15 protein-coding genes are annotated in these 22,569 nt (G+C 58.7%); 5 read left to right on the plus strand and 10 right to left on the minus strand.

Annotated features, from left to right (window positions below; all coding sequences use genetic code 11):
* Window positions 1–5 precede the first annotated feature (5 nt).
* From KG007_RS04540 to KG007_RS04560, 5 genes are read right to left on the minus strand one after another with little or no spacing between them, the layout of a single operon-like run.
* Window positions 6–1,031: a BACON domain-containing protein gene (locus tag KG007_RS04540; protein WP_213347522.1), complete on the minus strand. Its 1,026-nt coding sequence runs from the start codon at window positions 1,029–1,031 to the stop codon at window positions 6–8.
* Window positions 1,032–1,048: 17 nt separating this feature from the next.
* Entirely contained in the window at window positions 1,049–2,548 is a 1,500-nt protein-coding gene (locus KG007_RS04545; RefSeq protein ID WP_213347523.1) for a RagB/SusD family nutrient uptake outer membrane protein, read from the minus strand.
* A 19-nt stretch (window positions 2,549–2,567) separates the two neighbouring features.
* Window positions 2,568–5,885, minus strand: coding sequence for a SusC/RagA family TonB-linked outer membrane protein (locus KG007_RS04550; RefSeq protein WP_213347524.1), 3,318 nt, complete (start codon window positions 5,883–5,885; stop codon window positions 2,568–2,570).
* A gap of 25 nt (window positions 5,886–5,910) precedes the next feature.
* On the minus strand, window positions 5,911–7,500 hold the full coding sequence (locus KG007_RS04555) for a metallophosphoesterase N-terminal domain-containing protein (RefSeq protein ID WP_213347525.1): 1,590 nt from the start codon (window positions 7,498–7,500) through the stop codon (window positions 5,911–5,913).
* Window positions 7,501–7,522: 22 nt separating this feature from the next.
* Window positions 7,523–9,109, minus strand: a complete 1,587-nt coding sequence (locus KG007_RS04560; RefSeq protein ID WP_213347526.1) for a metallophosphoesterase N-terminal domain-containing protein — start codon at window positions 9,107–9,109, stop codon at window positions 7,523–7,525.
* Between the two features lie 261 nt (window positions 9,110–9,370).
* Between KG007_RS04560 and KG007_RS04565 the strand changes: the two genes are divergently transcribed.
* The 4 genes from KG007_RS04565 (at window position 9,371) to KG007_RS04580 (ending at window position 15,959) form a co-directional block, all read left to right on the plus strand.
* Complete coding sequence (locus tag KG007_RS04565; RefSeq protein ID WP_195459398.1) at window positions 9,371–11,041, plus strand: DUF6377 domain-containing protein; 1,671 nt, start codon at window positions 9,371–9,373, stop codon at window positions 11,039–11,041.
* A 212-nt stretch (window positions 11,042–11,253) separates the two neighbouring features.
* The gene (locus KG007_RS04570; protein WP_213347527.1) at window positions 11,254–12,594 is read left to right on the plus strand and encodes a hypothetical protein; all 1,341 of its coding nucleotides are present in this window, start codon (window positions 11,254–11,256) and stop codon (window positions 12,592–12,594) included.
* 21 nt (window positions 12,595–12,615) lie between these two features.
* Window positions 12,616–13,698: a trypsin-like peptidase domain-containing protein gene (locus tag KG007_RS04575; RefSeq protein ID WP_195459392.1), complete on the plus strand. Its 1,083-nt coding sequence runs from the start codon at window positions 12,616–12,618 to the stop codon at window positions 13,696–13,698.
* Window positions 13,699–13,841: 143 nt separating this feature from the next.
* Complete coding sequence (locus tag KG007_RS04580; protein WP_213347528.1) at window positions 13,842–15,959, plus strand: Tex family protein; 2,118 nt, start codon at window positions 13,842–13,844, stop codon at window positions 15,957–15,959.
* A 154-nt stretch (window positions 15,960–16,113) separates the two neighbouring features.
* Here the strand turns inward: KG007_RS04580 and KG007_RS04585 are convergent, their stop codons facing one another.
* The 5 genes from KG007_RS04585 to KG007_RS04605 all read right to left on the minus strand — a co-directional run bounded on the left by KG007_RS04585 (window position 16,114) and on the right by KG007_RS04605 (window position 20,690).
* Window positions 16,114–16,698: a hypothetical protein gene (locus KG007_RS04585; protein WP_213347529.1), complete on the minus strand. Its 585-nt coding sequence runs from the start codon at window positions 16,696–16,698 to the stop codon at window positions 16,114–16,116.
* A gap of 11 nt (window positions 16,699–16,709) precedes the next feature.
* Window positions 16,710–17,270, minus strand: coding sequence for a hypothetical protein (locus tag KG007_RS04590; protein ID WP_213347530.1), 561 nt, complete (start codon window positions 17,268–17,270; stop codon window positions 16,710–16,712).
* A 26-nt stretch (window positions 17,271–17,296) separates the two neighbouring features.
* Window positions 17,297–18,313: a DUF3137 domain-containing protein gene (locus KG007_RS04595; RefSeq protein WP_213347531.1), complete on the minus strand. Its 1,017-nt coding sequence runs from the start codon at window positions 18,311–18,313 to the stop codon at window positions 17,297–17,299.
* A 17-nt stretch (window positions 18,314–18,330) separates the two neighbouring features.
* Window positions 18,331–18,900: a LemA family protein gene (locus KG007_RS04600; RefSeq protein WP_213347532.1), complete on the minus strand. Its 570-nt coding sequence runs from the start codon at window positions 18,898–18,900 to the stop codon at window positions 18,331–18,333.
* A 152-nt stretch (window positions 18,901–19,052) separates the two neighbouring features.
* Complete coding sequence (locus KG007_RS04605) at window positions 19,053–20,690, minus strand: tetratricopeptide repeat protein (RefSeq protein WP_213347533.1); 1,638 nt, start codon at window positions 20,688–20,690, stop codon at window positions 19,053–19,055.
* Between the two features lie 319 nt (window positions 20,691–21,009).
* Between KG007_RS04605 and KG007_RS04610 the strand changes: the two genes are divergently transcribed.
* Window positions 21,010–22,551 (plus strand): sulfatase family protein, encoded by a 1,542-nt coding sequence (locus KG007_RS04610; RefSeq protein WP_213347534.1) that lies wholly within the window; start codon window positions 21,010–21,012, stop codon window positions 22,549–22,551.
* The last annotated feature ends 18 nt before the right edge of the window (window positions 22,552–22,569 follow it).

Here is a 22,569-nt window from a genome sequence, read left to right on the forward strand (position 1 = left end):
GTCGGTTACCATTCGTTGTCGTCTTTTTCGTCTTCCATCTGGTCGCCTTCCAACCCGCCGATGTCGCACTTCTCCTGCGTCAGGGTTACGTAGTCGGTCGTGATCGTCCGTCCGCGCCCATCGTCGTAACGCAGGGCGATACGCGCCGAACGCGGTGCGGCGGGATTGGCCGGGACCTTCACGCTCAGCAGGCCAGCCTCGCGGTCGATCTTATAATCCGTCAACCAGCCTTCGGCGCCGGTCAGGTAGTCGCACACCAACGTCAGGCCGCCGTAAATCGCCGGAATGTTGCACTCGAAGGCCTGTTTGAACGTCTCGCCGTAGGCAGCCGCGGCATGGGTCTCTTCGGCAGGCGTCATCGTCAGTTTCAACGCTTCGGCGCTCTGCGTGACAGTGGCGCGGGTCTCGTAGCGGGCGCCGTTGCCGTCCGTAACCCAGAGGGTCACCGTGGCGAAACGCATCGCCCCGGTCGTGTTGTCCGTCACCGTGAAACGCAGCGACTCATCGTCGAGCGCAACATCGGTAATCCACCCTTCGCCGCTGTCCTCGCCATAGGAGACTTCGTGCTGCACGCGCTCCAGGTCGGGACCGAGGTTGCTCGAAAGGGTCATCTCCACGGGACATCCTTCGCCCAACAGCGCAACGCTTCCGGGCGTAACGGTCAGCGTCGGGTCCGTAATTCCCGCGGCCTGGAACATCACCACTTCGCAGAGGCGGTCCCCGGAACCGATGCGGATGGTCGCCTTGCGCGACAAACCGCCGTTGGCGTCGTATTCGAATACGAAATCGCCGTTTTCGCGCCCCGACGCCCGGTCGATGCGCGCCCATGCGCCGCCGGATTCCGAATCCAGGGAGAGCGACCACTCGCCGGTCGAATAGACCATCACGCGGGTCACGCCTTCCTTGGCCGGCAGTTCGACCAGGTTGTTATCCACGGCCAGCCGGATCGTCGGTTCGAACGGCTCGTTGCACCCGTACAGCGCCCCGCAGAGCGCCGCGAGCAATGCAATGCCTTTATAGCTGAATCTCATAATGTTCCGTTTTTAGGTTAAAGTCCGTATTTTTCATACTCCTTGTTGTCGAGCGCATAGCCCGAGTAGACCACCTGCGTGTCGGGAATCGGGTAGTATTCGTGGCAGGGCAGGATGGCGTTGCGAACGGTCTCGTAATCGGCCGATTCGAGGGTCTTCGTATACCAGATACCCCACCGCACCAAGTCGAATTTGCGCTGAAACTCGCCGATCAGTTCGCGGGCGCGCTCGTTCTGTATCTCTTCGAGCGTACGCTCCCAACTCTTGAAGACCGTGAATTCGGCGATACCCGCACGGTTTTTCACCTGGTTGAGATAGAATTTCGTCTGCTCCAGATTCTCCTTCATACACCAGCACTCGGCTGCCATCAGCACGGCGTCGGCATAGCGGAAAACCTTGTAGTTGTTCGAGTCGTAGCTGTCGCGCATGCCGGGACACCAGAATTTCGGGCCGAGCCACGGGCGCGTCCCGACGCTCTTGAACTCCTGTCCGCCGTACTCCCACGCAAGGTTCATCTCCACACGGCGGTCGCCGCCCGTACGGGTCTGCAATCCGGCGCTGAAAACCAGGTTGGGCCGCATGCCGGGCCACACGTTGGCGTCGTCGCCCAGCTCCTCGATCTTCACACCGTCGAAAACGTCGCTTCCCGACTCCGCGGTGGTCTGGTTGGGCATGCAGATGCAGGCGTAGTTCGAAGTATAGATCAGGCCTCCCGAAGTGTAGGAATGCTGGATTTCGAGGATCGACTCGGGAGTGTTCTTCATGCGGAACGGAACGTCCGAGAGCGGGTACTGGTCGAGCGTGCCGTAAATCTTCTCCAGTTCTGCGAGCGCTTCGAGCGCCGTGTCCCACTGCTTGTTCCACATCGCCATCTTGGCGGCGAGCATCCACCCCACGGCCGCACCCATGCGGTTGTCGGCAACCTCCGACGAACGCACCTGGTCGAGGCTCGGGACGTTATCCATCAACTCTTCGATCAGGTAATTGCGGGTCTCGACGGCCGACATGCGCGGCAGCCGGGCTGCCTGGTTGAGCAGCTCCTCGGTATTCACGTCGATCGTGTAGAAGGGCACGTCGCCGAAGACCGACGTGAGCAGGTAATAATACATCGCCCGAAGGATCATGCCCTCGGCCAGCAGCTTTTGGCGATCATCCTCGCTCACGGTGGCATTCTTGATGCCCTCGATGGCAGCGTTGCAGTACATCACGGCCTTGTAGCCCTGCGTCCACACCGTAGCTCCGTAACCGGGCAGCGCAGGCGAGATTTCGAGACGCGAATCGTAGACCGTCGGCGAGTTGTGGAACAGCAGGTCGGTGACCCCCTCGGTCATCACGCCGAAGTTGAAGTTATAGATCGTCTTGAGCGGAATGTAGCAACTGTTCAGACCGGCGATACACTCCGACTTGTTGCGGTAGAAGTTGCTCCGGTTGACGAAGAACTCGGGCGTTTCCTGAAGCGAGCAGGCTCCCGTGAGCGCCGCCACCGCCGTCAGCAAAACCAGTTTTATCGATTTCATAATCGTAGTCGTTTTTTGATTAGTAGCGGATTTGAACACTGAAAATCACCGTGCGCGCCCGCGGATAGGCGCCCATATCGACGCGGCGCAGCGTCGAGCTTTCGCTCGAAGTCGAAACGTCGGGGTCGAAACCGTTGTACTTCGACCACAGGTAGAGGTTTTCGCCGCTGACGCTCAGCGTGATGTCGCGCAGCCACTTCACCCGCTTGCGCAGGTCGAACGTATAGGCCACCGAGACGTTTTTCAGGCGCAGGTACGATGCATCGTGCACCTGCAGGTCGCTCGGGACATGCACCTGCACGCCGCCCGCGCGGGGCAGGTCGGAGTCGGGGTTGCGCACCGGATGCCACGAGTTGGCCATATAGCGGTACTGGTTCGTGGAGTAGGTTCCCGCCATGTAGAGCTCCGAGTAGTTGTAGATTTTGCCGCCGAGCGAATAGGCGAAGTAGACGCCGACCTTCAACTGCCCGATGTTGAACGTGTTCTGCAGACCTCCGTAGATCGTGGGGTCGGCGTTGCCCAGGTAGACCAGGTCCTTCTGGTCCAGCGAGCCGTCGTTGTTGGTGTCGACGTAGCGCGGCAGGCCGGGGTTGATCGCGGTCGTGGCCGAAACATAGGTGTGGGTCACCTTGTTGCGTTCGATCTCCTCCTGGTTGTGCCACACGCCGCCGTACTTGAAGCCCCACAGGGCGTTGAGCGGGCGGCCCTTGACATAGCCGTACATCATGTACTGGCTGTTGCCGGGGCTGTTCATGGCGCTGACGAAATCCTCCGTACCGATGTCCTCGACCATCTGCTTGTTGTGCGAGAGCGTGAGCGACGTCGACCACGAGAATTTGGGCTTAACGATGTTGCGCGTCTCGAGGGTCAGCTCGAGGCCCTTGTTCGACGTGCGTCCGATGTTCTCGAAGTGGCTCGTATAGCCCGACTGCGCGGCTTTCTGGACCGACAGCAGCAGGTCGCGGGTCTTCGAAATGTAGCCTTCGAAGGTGATGTTCAGGCGCTTCTTGAACAGCGAAGCGTCGATGGCGGCGTTGTAGAGGTCGGTGGTCTCCCACGTCAGGTTGTCGCTCGCCACGCGCACCGGGTAGTACGCCGTCGACTGCGAGCCGCCCAGCAGGTAGCCGCCCGAGGTCGAGGTGTAGGCCTCGATCGAACGGTAGGGCTTGATGGCGTCGTTGCCGGTGCGTCCGGCGCTCAGGCGCAGTGACAGCTCCTCGACCCAGCGCACGCGGCGCATGAAAAACTCGTTGGAGATGTTCCACTTGACGGCTGCCGACGGGAAGAAGCCCCACTTGTGGTTGGCGGCGAAGTTCGACGATCCGTCGTAACGGCCGGTCAGCGTCAGGTAGTAGCGTTTCTTGTAGTTGTAGTTCACGCGGGCCAGCACCGACATCTTCGTAACATAGTTGGTATAGGAGGTGCACGTGTAGTTCTCCTTGTCGTAGATGCCGTTCATGTTGTTCCACTTGTTGTCGTCGACGATCAGCCCCTTGGCGGTGAGTTCCATGCCGTTGAGGCGCGATTTCGAGCCCGTGAAGCCGCCCATCACGTCGAACTGGTGGCCCGTTTTCGAGGTGTAGGCGTAGGTCGCGGTGTTCTCGGTCGAGAGCGTGCGCGTGTCGTACTCGGCGCGGTAGCCCTCGCCGCCCTCGCCCTCGTTCTTAACGGGCAGCGTGCTCGGGTAGAAGCGGTAGTCGTGCCGCTGGTAGAGGTAGTAGGTGAACTTGCTGCTGATCTTCAGCCCCTCGACGGGTTTGATGTCCACATAGAGGGTGTTGGTCGAGGCGAATCGCTCGAGCGTGTTCTCGTTCAGGTCGATCGTGAAACGCGGGTTGTTGATCGTCTGGCCCGAACCGTAGAAGGGGTTGTAGGTATCCTCGGGACCCAGGATGGGCGCCAGGTAAGTCGCGGCGTTCCACACCGACGAGCCGCCGATGTTGGCCTTGTTGTTGGCCTCGTCGCGGTAGGAGATCGACGAGTTGACGCCCGCCGTGAACCACTTGGCGAATTCGTGCGAGACGTTGACGCGGGCCGTCGTGCGCTGGAAACCGCTGTCGTCGACGATACCCTGGATGTCGCTGTAACCCAGCGACACGAAGTAGCTGCTCGTCTTCGAGCGGCCCGACACCGAGAGGTTGTAGTTCTGGTAGGGAGCCGTACGGGTGATCTCGTCGATCCAGTTGGTTCCCCGGCCCAGCGAATAGGGGTCGTTGTAGGTGTAGTCCTGGACCGGACGGTTGCCCATCTGCCAGTTGAAATAGGTCACGTCGTTGCGGTAGAGGGCGAACTCCGTGGCGTTCATCACGTCGAGGTTGCGCGGAAGCTGCGAAAAGCCCATATCGGCCTTGAGCGTGATCCACGGTTTGCTCACCGTGGGATTGCCCTTCTTCGTAGTAACGATGATTACGCCGTTCGACCCGCGTGCGCCGTAGATGGCCGTCGACGAAGCGTCCTTCAGCACCGAGATCGACTCGATGTCGGCCGAATTGATGTCGCTCAGGTCGTGCACGGCGTCGATGATGCCGTCGACCACGATCAGCGGCTCGTTCGACGCGGTGATCGAGCGCGTACCGCGGATGCGGATCGAGGTCGAGGCGGTCGGGTCGCCCGACGTAGACATGATGTCGGCGCCGGCCACACGGCCCTGCAACGCCTGGTCCACCGAGACCACCGGAATGTCCTTGATGTCGCCCATCTTGACGTTGGTCACCGAACCCGTGAGGTCGGTTTTCTTCACCTCGCTGTAACCGATCACGACCACTTCGTCGATGTCCTTGTTGTCAGCCACCAGCCCGACATCAATCTGCGAACGGTTGCCGACGCGGATTTTCTGGGGAACGTAGCCCAGGTAGGAGAAGTCGAGCACCGACTCGGCGGACTGTGTCCTAAGGGTGTAGGCTCCCTTTGCGTCGGTCGTGGTTCCGCGCGTCGAACCCGAGAGCACGACCGTCACGCCGGCCAGCGGGCCGCCGGTGTCGCTGTCGGTCACGACGCCTTTCACCACGCCCGGTTCCCGGGTTTGGGACGCGGGTTTCAATGCCACGTCGACCTGCGTCCGGCCTTCGGTGGGGACCTTCCGGGCGACGTATCCCTCCAGGGAGAATTCGAGTACGGCCTCGGCGGAGGACACCCGGATGGTGTAAGCGCCCTTTGCGTCGGTCGTGGTTGCCGTAGCCGCGCCGGAGAGTTTTACACTCACGCCGGCAAGCGGCCTGCCGCTGTCGCTGTCGGTCACGACGCCCTTCACTCCGGCGGCCGTCTGGGCCGTCAGCGAAGAGAGGGTGACCGATACCAGCACAAGCAGCGCTCCGATCATTTTGTAGAATTTTCTCATATTAGGTAGTATTAGGGGACTTCGGTTATTTTTCGATCCGTGTGACCACCCGGAAATCGCGGTTCAGGATGTGGTCCGTACCCACGATTTCGATCTCGGCGTCGGGGTCCTTCGGGGTGTAGAGGTAGAGGCGCACAGGCTTCTGCTTGAGCCAGGTATAACGCTCGTAGGGGATGATGCCCTCCTCGACCAGCGAACGGGCCGCAAGGTCGTAGCGCTGAACCAGCCGGCCGCGGCCATAGGTCTGCTCGCCGTTCTCTTTGCAGACGAACGTCCAGTTGGGAGCGATCCCCCAGAAGAAAACCAGCACCGACGGTGCGCCGCCCGCAGGGTCGAGCGCTGAGGAGCTCGCAATCCCGGTGTTCGAGGTCACGCCTTTGTTGTAAACCCGGAACTGCCGCTTGCTGTTGCCGTCGGCCCAGTCGACGAGCGACCGGCTTTCGAGGCGGTCGCCCCGGAAAACATACTCGGTGAAAGCGGCGGGATAGCCGTTGCAGCAGATGCCCTGCCGATACCACCAGTTGCCCGTAATGGCCGGATGGACGTACTCCACCATGCGGTCGCTGACGCGCGTCGTGCCTTCGGTGTGCCAGTCGCCGGTCATAATGGTAACGTCGTAGTCCTGTAACAGCACGAACAGTTCGTCCTTGTTCTTGAGGTTATACCAGATATCGTCCCAGGCGCCGTTGTTGGCCACCAGGGGCACGTGGCAGGCCACGACGAGCCGGCGGATCGAGGGGTCGAGCGCCTTGAGGTCCTTGTAGAGCCACGCCAACTGTTCCGGGGCGATGATCTTGTCGTACTTGTTGCGGCCGTGGTAGAGCATGTCGTCGAGCACGACGTAGTGGACCTTGCCGAGGTTGAACGAGTAGTAGGTCGGACCGAAATACTTGCGGTATTCGGCTTCGGCCTCGTAATCGGTTTCGTACTTGTGGCAATGGTCGTGGTTGCCGATGACGTGGTACATCAGGAAGGGGGTGTCTTTAGCGAGCCGCAGGTACTCGGGCATGCCCGTCTTGTTGCGGAACCAGTATTCCGAGTGGGTCATGTCGCCCAGGTTGAGCCCGTAGACCGGCATGCGCTGCATCACGCTGTCGGCATACCCGACCAGCCGGGGCATAAAGTCGTCGCGGAACTGGACCGAATCGACCGGGGCGATGACGTTGCCGCTGCCGGGCGGAATGTCGATCACACGGCCCGAGACGTGTTCGTCGGCCACGACGAGCAGCGTGTAGTCGTCGTTGGCGGCGCGTGTGAGGTGGAAGTCGAACTGCTGGACGCTCTTTTTATCCGCCGTCTTGTCGAGGGCGTAAAAGAATTTGGGCAGGAATCCGGAATAGACCTCCGGGTCGTAGCCGCGCGGCGTGGAGATCATCACGAACTCGGAGCGCGAGAGTTTGGTTTTGAGCCAGTAGCGGCCTTCGGCATCGGTTTTCGTGACATTGAAGCCGTCGGAGACGACGACCCCCTCGATGCCGCGGCCTTCGCACGCGACATAACCTTTGACCGTAACCCCCGATTTATCGGGAATGGCCGGCAGTCCGGCGCTTCGGGCCGGCGCCGCGAACAACACGGCAACGGCCAGGAAGAGCAGAAATTTTCTGTTTTTCATCATATAAAAGTGGTATGGATTCGGATTATTCGATCTTCGTGTCGATGACGTGCAGCAACGATCCTTTCTGGTTGGTAACCGTGATGCGGACGGCAGCCGCAGGATCGGCCGGGACGTATTGCAGCCAGTGGTCGGCCGTACGGACCGTCGCGCACCACGAATACTTCACCCATCCGATCAACTCCCGGTTGCAGAAGTCGCGGTGGATGGGGTCGTAGCGCGCCACGCGCGTCAGCCGGCCCGAAGTCTGCACGCCGTTCTCGTAGCAGGTGAAGGTCCAGTCGGGGCGCATTTCCCAGAGATTGACCAAAATAGCGGGCGAACCTCCGGCAGGGTCCGACGATGCGCCGGGAGCGACGGTCCCGGTATTGGTCGTAACTCCCTTGTTGTAAACGCGGTAGCGTTCCGCGGCATACTCCTCCCCGAACGGCACGATGCGGTGGCTCATGGAAGCTCCGTTGACGGTGTAGGCGGCAAAAGCCGCCGGGGTCCCGTCGTTGCAAAGGAGTTTGTACCACCATGTGCCGCACACGGCCGGAAGGATGTATTCCACAGCCTTGTCGCCGATGCGGACCGAATGGGCATGATGCCAGTGTCCGCTCATCACCGTGAGGTTATAGCCGGCAAAGAGCGCATAGAACTCGTCGAAATTTTCGAGGGCCTTTTTATAGGAGCCGTCTGTCTGGAGGCTGTTGACAGTAGGAACGTGCATCGCGACGACCACGTCGCGGAGGGCCGGGTCCATCGCCGCGAGGTCCTTGCGGAGCCACTCCATCTGCCAGTCGTCGATGCGCGTGGAGTAGGCGTTCGAACCTTTGTAGACCATGTCGTCGAGCACGACGTAATGGATGCTTCCCAGGTTGAACGAATAATAGGTGGGGCCCAGCGCCGCTTTATACTGCGCATCGGCCGTATCGTCGGCAACTTTGTGGCAGTAGTCGTGGTTGCCGATGACGTGGAAAACGGGGAAGTCGATCCCCTTCATCGACTCGATATACTGCGGAAAGGAGTAGTTTTTCGAATACCAGTACTCCGAATGGGTCATGTCGCCCAGATTCAATCCGTAGACACGGTAGCCCTCGGGGGCCGAGGCGGCATAGGAGGCCAGGCAGGGAATGAAACGATCCCGGCACTGTTTGGCATCGAGTTCGGCGACGACCGTTCCGGCATCGTCGGGATAGCCCGGCTTGCGCCCCGAAATGTGCATGTCGGCCATGACCAGCAGCAGGTGGCGGGTATTGTCCACGGCCATCAGGTCGAAGTCGAAGCGCTGCATGCCCGTGGCGGCGGGGTCGATAGGGGCATAAAAAGATGAAAGGATTCCGTCGCGGGCCGTCTCGTAGCCCGAAGGCACGGAAATCCGCACGAAGTCGGCCGAAGCGAGGTCGCTCGCAAAGGAATAATAACCTGCGGCATCGGTTTTCACGACGTTCACGCCGTCGGAAACCACGACTCCGGCGATGCCCTGGCCGTTGCAGCGGACATATCCGCAGACATCCCCCGCCCCGGCGGGAGGAGGCGACGGATTCTCCGGCGAAGATTCGGACGAACAGCCTGCAAAAAGCATCAATGCAAGCGCGGCCGATGAAAGGCAATTCAAGATTCGGTTCATTTTTGGTTGGGTTTGCGTGTTGCCGCCTGGCAACGGGTTTGTCGGTATGGCAAATGTACCCATAAATAGACAGCCCCCGCAGGAGGCCCGGAAAAATCAAACCCATCAAAAACGCAATCAAATGAATATCAATACCTCGAGAATAAATCGGGTTTGTTTTATCAAACCTTTCAACAATCCCGCAACGGTCCAAAAACCCTCCGAAACGTTTTTTTGAAACCGAATTTTACTATCTTGTCTGACCGAAACACGCCATTTACCATGAACCGAAACCTCCGCTGCCTGCTGTTTGCCGTCACGGCCCTCCTGACGACCGGCTGCCACGACGACCTCGACCGCGAGATCGACGCGGCGATCCATGAACTGAACGACGTAATCCGGAACGAAGCGGTTTACGTGGGCCGCCGCCACAACATCATCCGCAAATACCAATACATTGCCGACACCACCCGCAGCGACAGGACACGGACCTGGGCCTACATCACCCTGGCGGGCCATTACAGCCACTTCCAGCTCGACTCGTCGGCCTACTACTGCATGCAGGCCCGCGCGCTGGCCGAGCAGTTGGGCGACAAACGGCTGATCAACGACGCCAAGGTCCGTACGGCCATCGTCCTGATCGGCAACGTCGAACTCGCGGAGGCCAACCGCGTGCTGCGAGGCGTCGACACCACGAACAGCCGGGAGGTCGACCTGACGCTCTACTACCGCACCCGGGCCACGGTATTCCGCGAATCGAAGCGTTTCAGCGTTTTCCCCGAGGTGCAGCGCCGCTACGACGACTCGCTCAAATACTACCTTAAAGCCTATCTCAACCGCGCTTCGGGACCGCGCATCGCCTACCAGAAAAAGAATTTCGAAGCCGAACTGCTGCGCCTCGAAGGACGCAACCGGGAAGCGCTGGAAAAACTCGAAGGGCTCATCAGAGACGACATCGACAGCCTCGATATATTCCAGAAAGGCAACATCATCTATCAGATCGCACGCAACTATACCGACATGGGCGACAACCGGCAGGGCATGCTGTGGGCCGCGCGCGCCTCGATCTACGAACTCTCAGCCTCGACGCGCGCCCATATGTCGCTCTACCGGCTGGCGCAGATACTCTACGAAACCGGGGAGATACGGCTGGCGAACGCCTACATCAAACGCACGCTGAATGACCTGACGGTCAGCAACTACCGCCTGCGAATGGGGCAATACGCCGAATCGCTGGACATGATCACCCGGTCGTTCGACAAATCGATGCACAGCAAACTGCTGCTGACGCTCTTCACGGCCATATCGCTCTCGGTGCTGCTGATCATCATTCTCTGGCAGGCGATCCACACCCTGCGGCGCAAACGCGAAATCGAGCGGCTCAAAGACAGCTATTTCGAAATCAACCGCCAGTTGACCGACATCAACCAACGGCTCAACGCCACCAACAACGAACTGGTACGCACCAACGACCAGCTCAACGACGCCAACAAGATCAAATCGGAATACGTGAGCCAGTACATGCAGCTTTGCAGTTCGTACATCCAACGCCTCGATACCTACCGCATGGGAATCATCAAACTGCTCAAAACCGAAAATGCCGAGCAAACACTGATCACGCTGCGCTCACAGGAGTTGATACAGACCGAGCACCGCAATTTCCTGCGCCTCTTCGACGAGACTTTCCTCGGGCTGTTCCCCGACTTCATCGAGCAGGTACGCACCCTGCTCCTCGATCCCGAGCGCTTCATGCCCAAGCGGAGCAGACAGCTTTCGACCGAACTGCGTTACCTGGCGCTGGTCCGGCTGGGCGTCTCGGACTCGGCGCAGATAGCCCTGTTTCTCAACAGCACGCTCTCGACGATTTACACCTACCGGGCACGGCTGCGCAACGACCGGATCGACAAATCGTCGGACATCGAAGAGCAAATACGCAGGATTTGCCTCTCGTAGGGACGAAAATGCTTATGCGGGCGTTGTTTTTTTGCAAAAAAGTCGTCCGGAAGTTCCTCAAAGACCGATATTTTGTTATATTTGTTGATCCGGAACAATCCGGACCTTAACAAGGTAAGGAAACGGAGTCCGGCGGTCAATCATTACAAAACCCGGGCTACGGCCAAACCCGGCAGAACGACCATTATCAATAGAGCATCAAACACCATATCATGAAAATCACACCCGCTTACACAGCTCCCATACTGAGCTCCACCCAGAGCAAAGTCAATGTCGAGACCTACGAGCAGAGCGTCGACCGCTACAACGAGGGCAAGCACCTCGAAGCGCTGCACCTGCTGCTCGACCACCTCAATCCGGAATTCCGTACGAAATACGGAAACACCGACGGCACGGAATTCCACATTCCCCACGGTTCGATCCTGGTAAACATCACCGTCCGCGACAGACGGGTGCTGATCGAGGCCGACTTTCTCCAGCTTCCGGAAAAGGGCCGCGTGGCCATGCTCCGGCAGGTCGCCGACCTGAACATCAACCGCCTCATGCTGCCCCGGTTCCGCAAACAGGGAGACCGGCTCAAAATGGAGTACGGATGCGCCCTGTCGCAGAGCCATCCCCACAAGCTCTATTTCGTGCTGCGCAACATTTGCCACATCGGAGACCGCTATGACGACGAATTCTGCACCAAGTTCGGGGCGAAACGCTGCTACGAACCCCGCATCACTCCCTATCCGGAAGAGGAAGCCGGGCGCATTTACGAAGCCGTGCAGCAGACCTGCCGCGAAACACTCGATGTCGTGAAAGAGTATGAGACGGAGCGCAAATACGGATATGCATGGAACGTCGTCGACACGGCCCTCTACAAAATATCCTACTTCGCACACCCGCAGGGTCAGTTGACCAACGACCTCGAAAAGGCCATCGACGACATGGACAAAGAACTGCCCGTAGCCGAGTTGGTAGCCAAAGGCAAAGCCTTCCTCGAAAAACTACTCGCCATGCCCCGTGAAGAGATGGCCGACAACCTCTATTTCATCGACACGCTCGTCTCGACGAAACGGCGTTCGTCGCTCAACAACGTCCAGGAGAACATGAAGGACGTTTACCAGGAGGCCACCGAAGCCATCCAGGCCGAGAACTACGAGCGCGCAGCAGTCCGCATGCTCTACAAATTCTACGAAATGTATTTCTACAACGACGTACAGGACGACCTGAACGCCGTTGCGGCGCGCGCCCTGAGCCGTTCGGCCGGAAAACCGGTGGAAGAGGCTTCCGAAATTCTGTACGAAGCGCTGGACAACATCATGGAGGGCGAGCTCGACGCGGACGACGACGACGAATCGCTGGAAAACCTCACCGGAGCGGCTGCGGAAGCGATGGCCGGAGCCGTCGGACAGATGCAGCAGATGGCTGCGGCCATGGAGTCGCAGGTCGCCGACATGCAGACCAAGATGCAGGAGGCGATGATGCGGGGCGACATGGCGGAGTACATGCGTCTGGCGACCGAATTCCAGATGAAGATGATGGAACAGGCCATGGGTAAAAAAGAGTAACGACTAATAAAGCGCAAAACAATGGAACAGAACAACATATACCAACTGGTATTCAAGGTGACGCACGCCGGAGGCTCGGGCAGTTGCTTTTACCTGAAAAGCTGCAATCTTTTCGTAACCAACTATCACGTCGTCGAAGGGTTTCACCATGTCGCCGTGCACAGCAACGACCGCACGCCCTACCTGGCGAAGGTCGTATTGGTGAACCCGGTACTCGACATCGCCCTGCTGGCCGTCGACGGGGATTTCTCGGCGCTGCCGGAACTCAGCCTCGCCGAAAACGAGTCCCTCGCCATCGGACGCAAGGTTTACGTCGCAGGTTATCCCTACGGCATGCCTTTCACCGTGACCGAAGGTTCGGTGTCGTCGCCCAAGCAGCTCCTGGACGGCAAATACTACATCCAGACCGACGCGGCAGTGAACCCCGGCAACTCGGGAGGCCCGATGCTCAACGAGAACGGCGAGGTAGTGGGCGTGACGGTCAGCAAGTTCACGCAGGCCGACAACATGGGATTCGGTATCCGCGTCGAGACGCTGCGCAAACTGCTGGAGACGGTCGGAGAGTTCGACCGCACGATTTTCCAGGTGCAGTGCGGCAGTTGCGACGAACTGATCGCAGAGGAAGAGGAATTCTGCCCTTCGTGCGGCGAGAAACTCACCGAAGGGGTCTTCGACCAGCGCGAGCAGTCGCCCCTGGGGTCGTTCGTCGAGAGCGCCATCGAGCAGATGGGGATCAACCCGATACTGGCCCGCGACGGCTACGACTCGTGGCTCTTCCACAAGGGCAGTTCGGAAATCCGGATCTTCGTCTACGACGGCAACTACCTCTTCTCCACCTCACCGATCAACCTGCTCCCCAAGAAGGACGTGGAACCGGTGTTGGACTACATGCTGACCGAAGATTTCGGACCTTACAAGCTCGGTATCGAGGAGCGCCAGATTTACATCGCCTACCGCATCCACCTCTCGGACATCACCGACGAGTCGGAAGAGGAAATCCGGCAAAACATCGTACAACTGGCATTCAAGGCCGATGAGATGGACAACATGATGGTCGAACGTTTCGGGTGCGAATTCTCGGAATATTCCAAGGCCGAAGCCTAAGAAATTTTACCCGGTATGAAAAGCGGCGGATTGAGTTTTCAATCCGCCGCTTTTGCCGAACGGCCGGCACGGGCCGGGGGGGGGCGAATAAATTTGGCAGTGCCCCCGGGTTGCGTTATCTTTGCCGGAGAACTTTTCCGAACATGACCGAACAAATCATATCCCAACGATTGCAGATTTCCCTGCCCCAGGTGCAGGGAACCGTGCGCCTGCTCCGCGAAGGAGCGACGATCCCCTTCATCAGCCGTTACCGCAAGGAAGCCACCGGTTCGCTCGACGAAGTGCAGGTCGGCGCCGTCAAGGAGTGGCTGGACCGCCTCACCGAACTCGAGGCCCGCAAGCAGACCGTGCTCACGACGATCGAAGGGCTGGGCAGGCTGACCCCGGAGCTTCGCAAACGCATCGCGGAGTGCTGGGATGCGGTAGAACTGGAGGACATTTACCTGCCCTACAAACCCAAACGCCGCACGCGGGCTACGGTGGCGCGCGAACGGGGGCTGGAACCGCTGGCTGAAATCATCCTGGCGCAGAACGCCCGCAACGTCGCGGAGCAGGCCCGGCGTTTCATCTCGGCCGAAGTGCCGACTCCCGGGGAGGCCATCGCCGGGGCCTGCGACATCGTCGCCGAACGGGTGTCGGAGGACGAGCGCGCCCGCAACACGCTGCGCCGCACGTTCGCGCGCGAAGGCGTCGTACATTCGAAACTCGTCAAGGGCAAGGAGGCCGAAGGAGCGAAATACTCCGACTACTTCGACGCCACGTCGCCCCTGCGCAGCATCTCATCGCACCGGTTCCTGGCCATGCAGCGCGGTGAAGACGAGGGAATCCTGAAAATCACGATCGACATAGATGCGGAGTATTGCACCGAAAGCCTTTGCCGGCAGTTTATCCGCAACGGTTCGACGACGCGCGAATGGATGGAAACCGCCGTGGCCGACTCGTTCAAACGCCTGATGCGCCCCTCGATCGAAACCGAGCAGCTTGCGGCGGCCAAGGCGAAAGCCGACGACGAAGCGATCCGGGTCTTCGCCGAAAACCTGCGCCAACTGCTGCTCTCATCCCCGCTGGGGCAGAAGCGCGTCGTAGCCATCGACCCGGGGTTCCGCACCGGATGCAAGGTCGTCGCACTCGATTCGCAGGGCAACCTCCTGCACAACACGACTATCTATCCCCATCCCCCGCAGGGCCGGCAGGCCGAGGCGGCCGAAACCCTGAAATCGCTGGCCGCCAAGTACAAGGCCGAAGCGTTCGCCATCGGGGACGGCACGGCGGGCCGCGAAACCGAACAGTTGGTCCGCGGACTGGGACTCGGCGACGTGGAGATTTTCATGGTGAGTGAGGACGGAGCATCGGTTTACTCCGCCTCGGCCGTGGCGCGCGAAGAGTTTCCGGACTACGACGTAACGGTGCGGGGAGCCGTCAGCATCGGGCGGCGTCTGATCGATCCGCTGTCGGAACTGGTCAAAATCGACCCCAAGTCGATCGGCGTGGGGCAGTACCAGCACAGCGTCGATCAGTCGAAACTCAAGGCGCGGCTCCAGACGGTCGTGGAAAGCTGTGTCAACAAAGTCGGCGTCAACATCAACACCGCCTCGAAGCACATCCTGACCTACATATCGGGCCTGGGACCTGCGCTGGCGGAAAATATCGTTGCCTACCGTGCGGCAAACGGCGATTTCAAGAACCGCAAATCGCTGCTCAAAGTGCCGCGGCTGGGCGCCAAGGCGTTCGAACAGGCGGCCGGATTCCTGCGGGTCGTGGGAGGAGCGAACCCGCTGGACAACAGCGCCGTGCACCCGGAGTCATACCACATCGTCGAGCGGATGGCGGCCGATGCGGGTGTGACGGTCGAGAAACTGCTGAACGACAAATCGCTGCGCCGCGACCTGAAACCGGAGCGGTACGTGAGCGGGGAGGTAGGACTGCCGACCGTGACGGACATCCTGGAAGCGCTCGACAAACGGGGGCTCGACCCGCGCGAACAGTTGCAGGTTTTCGCGTTCGACCCCAATGTACACACGATCGGCGACCTCAGCGAAGGGATGCTCCTGCCGGGGATCGTCACCAACATCACGGCGTTCGGAGCCTTCGTCGACATCGGCGTCAAGCAGGACGGGCTGGTGCATATCTCGCAACTGGCCGACCGCTACGTAGCCTCCCCGGCCGACGTGGTACACCTGGGGCAGCATGTCGAGGTGCGGGTAACGGGCATCGACACCGTCCGGGGCCGGATCTCGCTGACGATGCGCACGAAGGCGTAGTCCCCGTGCAGGCAGGGAAACATCCGACAAAAAAGCAGTCCACAGATAACCGTGGACTGCTTTTTTGAAAGTCCGGAACTGCAACCGGAACCCGCCGGGAAAGCGGATCACGAAGGCTGCCCGGAAACCGGTTATGTGAGTGAATGATATCCGATTAATATTCGCCTTCGTAGACCGTAAAGCGCTCGCCCAGCTTCTCGCGGATGATGCGCAGGGCGGCAGCCTTGTCACCGACGCGGTCCAGAACCGGGAAGTTACCCTTGCCTCCGCCCGGAACATTGCGGTAAGTGACATGCAGTTCGACGTTCATGAAGATCGACGAAAAAATCTTCTGGATAATCAGCGACAGGTAGTTACGGTAGGTGATCACGCCCGTCAACTCGGCGCGGTTCACATCCTCCCACGCCAGTTTCTCTTTCATAAAGGGATAGAAAGCCGGCATGGTGATCCGTTCGTCGTCGAAAGTCACTTTGCCGCTGAAGGCGCAGCGAAGCGCAAGAAGTCCGTAGACGATCATCACACCCATCAAAGCGAAGTAGTAGATCGGCATATTGCCCGCAATGCCCGTGGCCTGAGACCCCATCGAGCCGAGCGCCGAAAACAGCAGCACAACGGAGGCGCCCCAAGCCACGACGGTTTGGAGCAGGTAAAACATTTTGTTGACCGGAAGTGCATAGGGCTTCCCGGCGGGAAGCTTGGCGGTTTCGGAACTTTTCAGGAGTTTTTCGATTTTTCCCATGTGGTTTCTTTTTATTTAATCGGGTGAATGGATTTGATCGCGGTTTTGTAGTCGTCGTACTCTTTGCCCGAGACGGTCATGACCTCAGCAACAGGATTGAACTCCGAAGGCGACTCATAGGCACGCAGTTGGAGATAAAATTCATGCCCCAGGGCATCTTCATAGACATAAAGTTGCAGGGGGTCGTTCTCGGTCTCGGCAGCGTCGGAAAGGAAATCGAAGTCCCGGCGCAGGAAAGCCTCTAGGACCTCGGCGGCCGAGGTATTTACGCGATCGAATTTCTTGAGCCCGATGTGGCGGATGCGGCCGTTGCTCTGGCGGTTGTAATATTCCTCGCAGCCGAGCCAGACGGAAGCGGCGCAAATCAGCAGCCCGATAACCGCGGCGACGCGGATCATCCAGAGCGGAAGGAGCGGAATCACCGCAGGAAAGACGATCAGCAGTACACACACCGCAGCTCCTGCCATATAAAGCGTCTTCTGAAGGCGCTGTGTGCGTTTTTCGAACTTTTCGGGATGGCGGTCGCAATAGATCTCGAAGGTCTGCGCCAGGTCCCGGGTATTTTCTGTCATAGGTAAAATGTTTGGGAATTACACAGTTATTCAATCCGCAGTTCGCGCAGGACCGACTCCGTAGCCGCGATGTCGGCCTGAATCTCTTCGACGATACGGCCGTTGCCGGCGGCTCCCGAGCGCAGGCTGAGGAACCCGTCGGGCATCGACACAGCGATATAAAAGCGGTTGGCATTGAACGAGAGCATCATGTCGCGTCCGTATTTCTGCTGCAGGCGGGTGATGTCGCGCATCATGACCGGCGTCAAGACACGGCGGCACAGCACCTCGTCCGATGCATAGACAGCGAAAAGGCGTTCGAATTCGGGGTCTTCGAGTTGGACGAGTTTGCGGCCGTCGCTCTCCTTGAGCCGCTGAATCGAGCGGGCGAGGTAGCCCAACTTGTTTTCGAGGTGATCGGGCAGGATGACGATGCTGCCCGGGACACGCTGTTCCATCTCGGCCCAGGCAAACATCCCCCGGAAGTCGTACAGCGAGTTTTCGACACGCGACGCGAACAGCGGACGGACGATCGTCCGGTACATCCCTGCCAACCCGGCATTGCCCTGCGAAAGATTGCGCCCGAGGCCCAGATCGGTAACGGTCAGTTTCGATCCGCAGGCAGGCAGGCTGAGCGAAGCGAACGTACAGGCGTACAGATTGCCCGACTTGGCGTAATTGCTCATAAAGAGGCTCCCACGGAGAATATGATCGGGGACATTGCGGGCGGGCGTCTGGAATTCCGCCCCCGGAAACAGGGTTGTCACGATATGCGACACAGCGGCCTGCTCCTGTCGGGAAAAAGCGCTGTAAGCCCGTACAAAGACCAATTCAAGGACAATCAGCAGCGCCATGGCCGGCAACATCCAGATCATGATCCCGGAACTGACGACACCGTATTGATCTCCGGTCAGGAAATAGGGACCGCCAAAATTCAGGAACAGCACGAATATCAGCCACAGGACGACAGCCAGGAAAATAGGCGTTTTCGTCCAACGGATAATACGCCGGTTACGTTCGGCGCGCCGCAGCGTGAGCATCAGCTCCGCCTGAAGGGATTGCATGTCGGGAGCAGACATTATTACTTGAAAAGTTGTTTCACATCGGGAACAGCGCGTTCGGCTTCAGGAATGTCGATCAACTCCTCGCACCGGTGTTTCCGGCACACGGCAACCCACGACGAGGGAAACATTTCGATGGCATTGTTGTAGTCGACGACGGCGGCGTTATAGGTACGACGGATGGCCTGAAGCTGCATTTCGACCTCCTCCAATGCATGCTGCAGTTGCAGGAACTGACCGTCGGCTTTCAGGTCGGGGTAATTCTCGGCCGTGAGCCGCAGTTGCGGAAGCAGTGCCGAGAGGCGGTTGCCGGCTTCGATCTGTTTGCGTTCGTCGGTTGCAGACGCGGCCTGCGTACGCAGTTCGGTAATCTGCATCAACGTCCGGTTTTCATAGTCCATATAGGTGCGGGCCGCCGCAACCAGATTCGGGATCAGGTCGTTGCGCTGCTTCATGGCTACACAGATACCGCTCCGGCATTGTTTCACGCGGTTGCGCTTTGCAATCAGGCTGTTTGACGTAAAGATGAACCAAAGGGCAAAAACGGCCGCAAAAAGAACACCTCCGATAATAAAAAGAGTGTCACCCATCGAACATTCGGTTGTTTGGGGACAAAGGTAAGGGGGAAAACAGCCAAACCCCATCATCGGCAGGGGGACAAATCGGCAGACTCGGGGCTATGTGCAACAGACTGATTTTCTACAACATATACACAAAGACGCCGGGACAATCCGGGGGACAATCAGAAATTATGGAGCAGCGATTCGAGCGTATAGCCTTCGCCCGACTTCATTTTTTCGAGCCGGATGCGGCGTATCCGCTTTTTGACCGAATCCTTCTCCAGGCAGACAATCCGGGCTATTTCAGAATGGGAAAGCTGCATCTTGACCATGCAGCAATAGCGGATATCCTCTTCGTTGAGGACCGGGTAAGCCTCGCGCAGCCGTTGGGTAAATCCATCGAAAATCGCATCGGCATGTCCGAAGATCACCTCCCAGTCCGCGTCGCTCAGACGGATAACGTCCTTGCCGGAAGCAGGGATGAACCGCTGGGTGAGCTGCCGGAAGAAGACCGTTTTCAACTGGTCGACCTTCCCGTCCAGCTCCGACAGGCGGGTTTCGGCGTGGAGCCGCTCGGCCTCCTTCTGCCGCAGGTATTCCTGCTGGCGGATGAGCTGGTCCTGCTGTAAGATAATATGCTGTTTCCGGAGGCGGTCACGCCGGAAATGGACGACACACCCGGCGAACAGCAACATTGCGGAAATCAGAATAATGCGGTAAATCCACCTGTCGCGGGCGATTTTCTGCTCTTTGAGCAATTGGTTCTGCTCGCGGAATTTATCGTAACGAAAAACCCGCTGGGTCTCGAAAATACGGGCGCTTTGCTCCTCTTCGTAAATCGAATCCTGAAGGCAGTTATACTGCCGTTGGAAATCGAGCGCCGAATCCAGGCGGCCCATTTGCTCATACGCGACGGCATATGCCTCGGCCCGTATTTGTCGGTCGGAGATCGACGGGATACCCATTTTTTCGGCTTGTGCGAGGCAGTGGAACGCCGAGTCGCAATGTCCCATACGGGCATGGATACGAGCTTTATCGACCAGTTGGGAAGGCTGCCGCCGGTCATTCTCCGACAGCAAAGCCCGGGCCTGATTACGGTATTTCAAAGCCTCCGGGAAGTTGCCCTCGGCATAGCCGATATAACTCAGGAGCGTATAGGTCGGCGAGAGGTCCTCGCCCAAGTTCGCCTTACGGCCGGCATCCAGGGCCCGGAAGGTATAATGACGGGCGCTGTCGTATTGCTTCAGTTCGACGAACCCATAGGCAATGTCGTTCAGCGAAATGCAGCGGTAAAGGTCATTGTCGAGCGAATCGGCATATTGCAACGCCCGCTTCGAATAGACGATCTTAGCATCGTGGAGTCCCTGCTCGCTGTTCAGCACTCCAATCCACGTATTGGAAATGTAATGCTGGTTGAAATTGCGGCTCGTTTCCAGGAAAGCGTTACCTTTCAGGTAACAGGTGATGGCCTGTTCGGGCCGCCTCATGGCCCGGGCCACCTGCCCCGCATAGAAATAGGACTTGTAGGCATTGGCCGAATCGGTGGTATTGCGGAAATAATCGACTGCGACATAGGACAATGTGTCCTGCGTAAGGTCTTCGTGCAACTGGCAACGTGCCTGCGTCACGAGCAGCGCAAAGAGCGCATAATCGTGGCGTGAAAGGCTCGCAGGCTTCCGGATGGTCTTCAGCAGTTGCATGGCACTGTCGGGATGCTCGCGCACAAGGGCATCGGCCCGTTCGAGGGCAACCGGAGTCGGAGTGCACCCGGCAAACCCCAGAGCAGCACACAAAATCGGAATAATAGACGCAAATTTCATTCCTCGCTATATTTGGAATACAAATATAGCGGATTTTTCAGTTTGCAAAACGGCAACGCGCCATTTTCAGAAATACAGTCGCCGGCACAGCGCATACGGACAGAAGACTGCCGGAGTAAGGGAGGGGCGCATTCCGACGAATGCGCGCAGCGAAGGCGCAAACGAGCCGGAAGGTTTCCCGGCCGGAGAGGTGTCCGAACGACCGACTTGGTCGGAAAATGGCCTTTTAAGGTCGGATATTATCCGGGAAACCCGTAAAACATCGTTACCTTTGACTATTCGGTTTTCTGCCGAAACAACCCGCTAACCGATCTACGCTATGAAAAACGGAATGTTGATTAAGTCGTCATGCATATTGGGTGCACTGGCCTCGTGCTACGGAGCCTCGGGAAAAGACCCGCGGCCCAACGTCATCCTGATCCTTGCCGACGACATGGGAATCGGGGACGTAAGGGGACTCAATCCCGACTCACAGATAGAGACCCCCTGTCTCGACGAAATGTGCAACCGCGGCATCGCGTTCACCGATGCGCACGCCTCATCGGCCCTCTCCACCCCCTCGCGCTACTCGATCCTCACGGGACGCTACAACTGGCGTTCGGAGAAAAAAGGAGGCGTACTCGGCGTCATGTCGCCCCCGATGATCGCTCCGGGACGCAAAACCATCGCCGACATGTTCAGGGCCTGTGACTATACGACGGCAATCATCGGCAAATGGCACCTGGGCTGGGACTGGACCGGCAAGGACGGCAAGCCGGCAAAGAAGATCGACGACATCGACTTTACCAAACGCGTAGCCAACGGCCCCACCGACAAGGGGTTCGACTATTTCTACGGACTGACCTCACCCTCGGGGCCCCCGCACCTATACCTTGTCAACGACATGGCGGAAAAACAACCGAATATGGTATTCGAAGACTCCGGCGGAGGATTGTACAAGATCAAGGGCGGCGTCGGGCACAGCGACTGGAGTGCGGAGAGCATGCAGCCGCACCTGGCGGATAAAACGCTCGAATACCTCGACGAGAACAAGGACTCCGACAAACCGTTTTTTCTCTACATGGCCCTAACGGCGCCCCACATCCCGCTTTTCCCCAGCCCGGAATTCAAAGGAAAATCGGCGATCGGCGATTACGGCGACCTGGTGATGATGATCGACGACATCGTCGGCAGGATCAACCAGAAGCTGAAAGAGATCGGCAAGTACGACGATACGATCGTGATGTTCGCTGCCGACAACGGCTGCGCCGGATACATCAACATGGGGCAGATAAACAAGAAAGGCCACTATCCGTCCTATATTTACAGGGGATACAAATCCCACGGCTGGGAAGGCGGTCACCGCATTCCCTTCATCCTGTCGTGGGGCGACCGGTACGGCCGCCGGACAGATAATTCGCTCGTGTCGCTGACCGACCTCTACGCTACATTCGCCGACATGCTCGGCTACCGGGCGGACGCCGGCGAAGCCGAAGACAGTTACAGTTTCTGGCCGATACTGAACGGCACGGGCGATACGTCCCGAACCGACCTGATCGCAACGTCGGGAGCCGGTTATTTCACCTACCGAACGCCGCAGTTCAAGCTGATATTCAATGCAGGCAACGGCTCCGCCGAAGAGTACAGGATCGAAGGCCGGCCTTCGTTGCAGCTCTACGACATGGTCAGCGACCCCGAAGAGAAGGTCAACCAGATAAACAATCCCGCATATGCCGGCCAGGTCCGCGAGATGGCGGCCCGGGTAAAGAAATACATCGAGGACGGACGATCGACGCCCGGTCCCGAATCGACCAACGACGGCGGCGATTCCTGGAAACAGGTTCTCGACATCATGAACGACCTATACACCAAAAATCTGTAAAGGACAAACGGCATTGAT

Origin of the sequence: Alistipes montrealensis (assembly GCF_018362775.1) — a bacterium.
Taxonomy (GTDB): domain Bacteria; phylum Bacteroidota; class Bacteroidia; order Bacteroidales; family Rikenellaceae; genus Alistipes; species Alistipes montrealensis.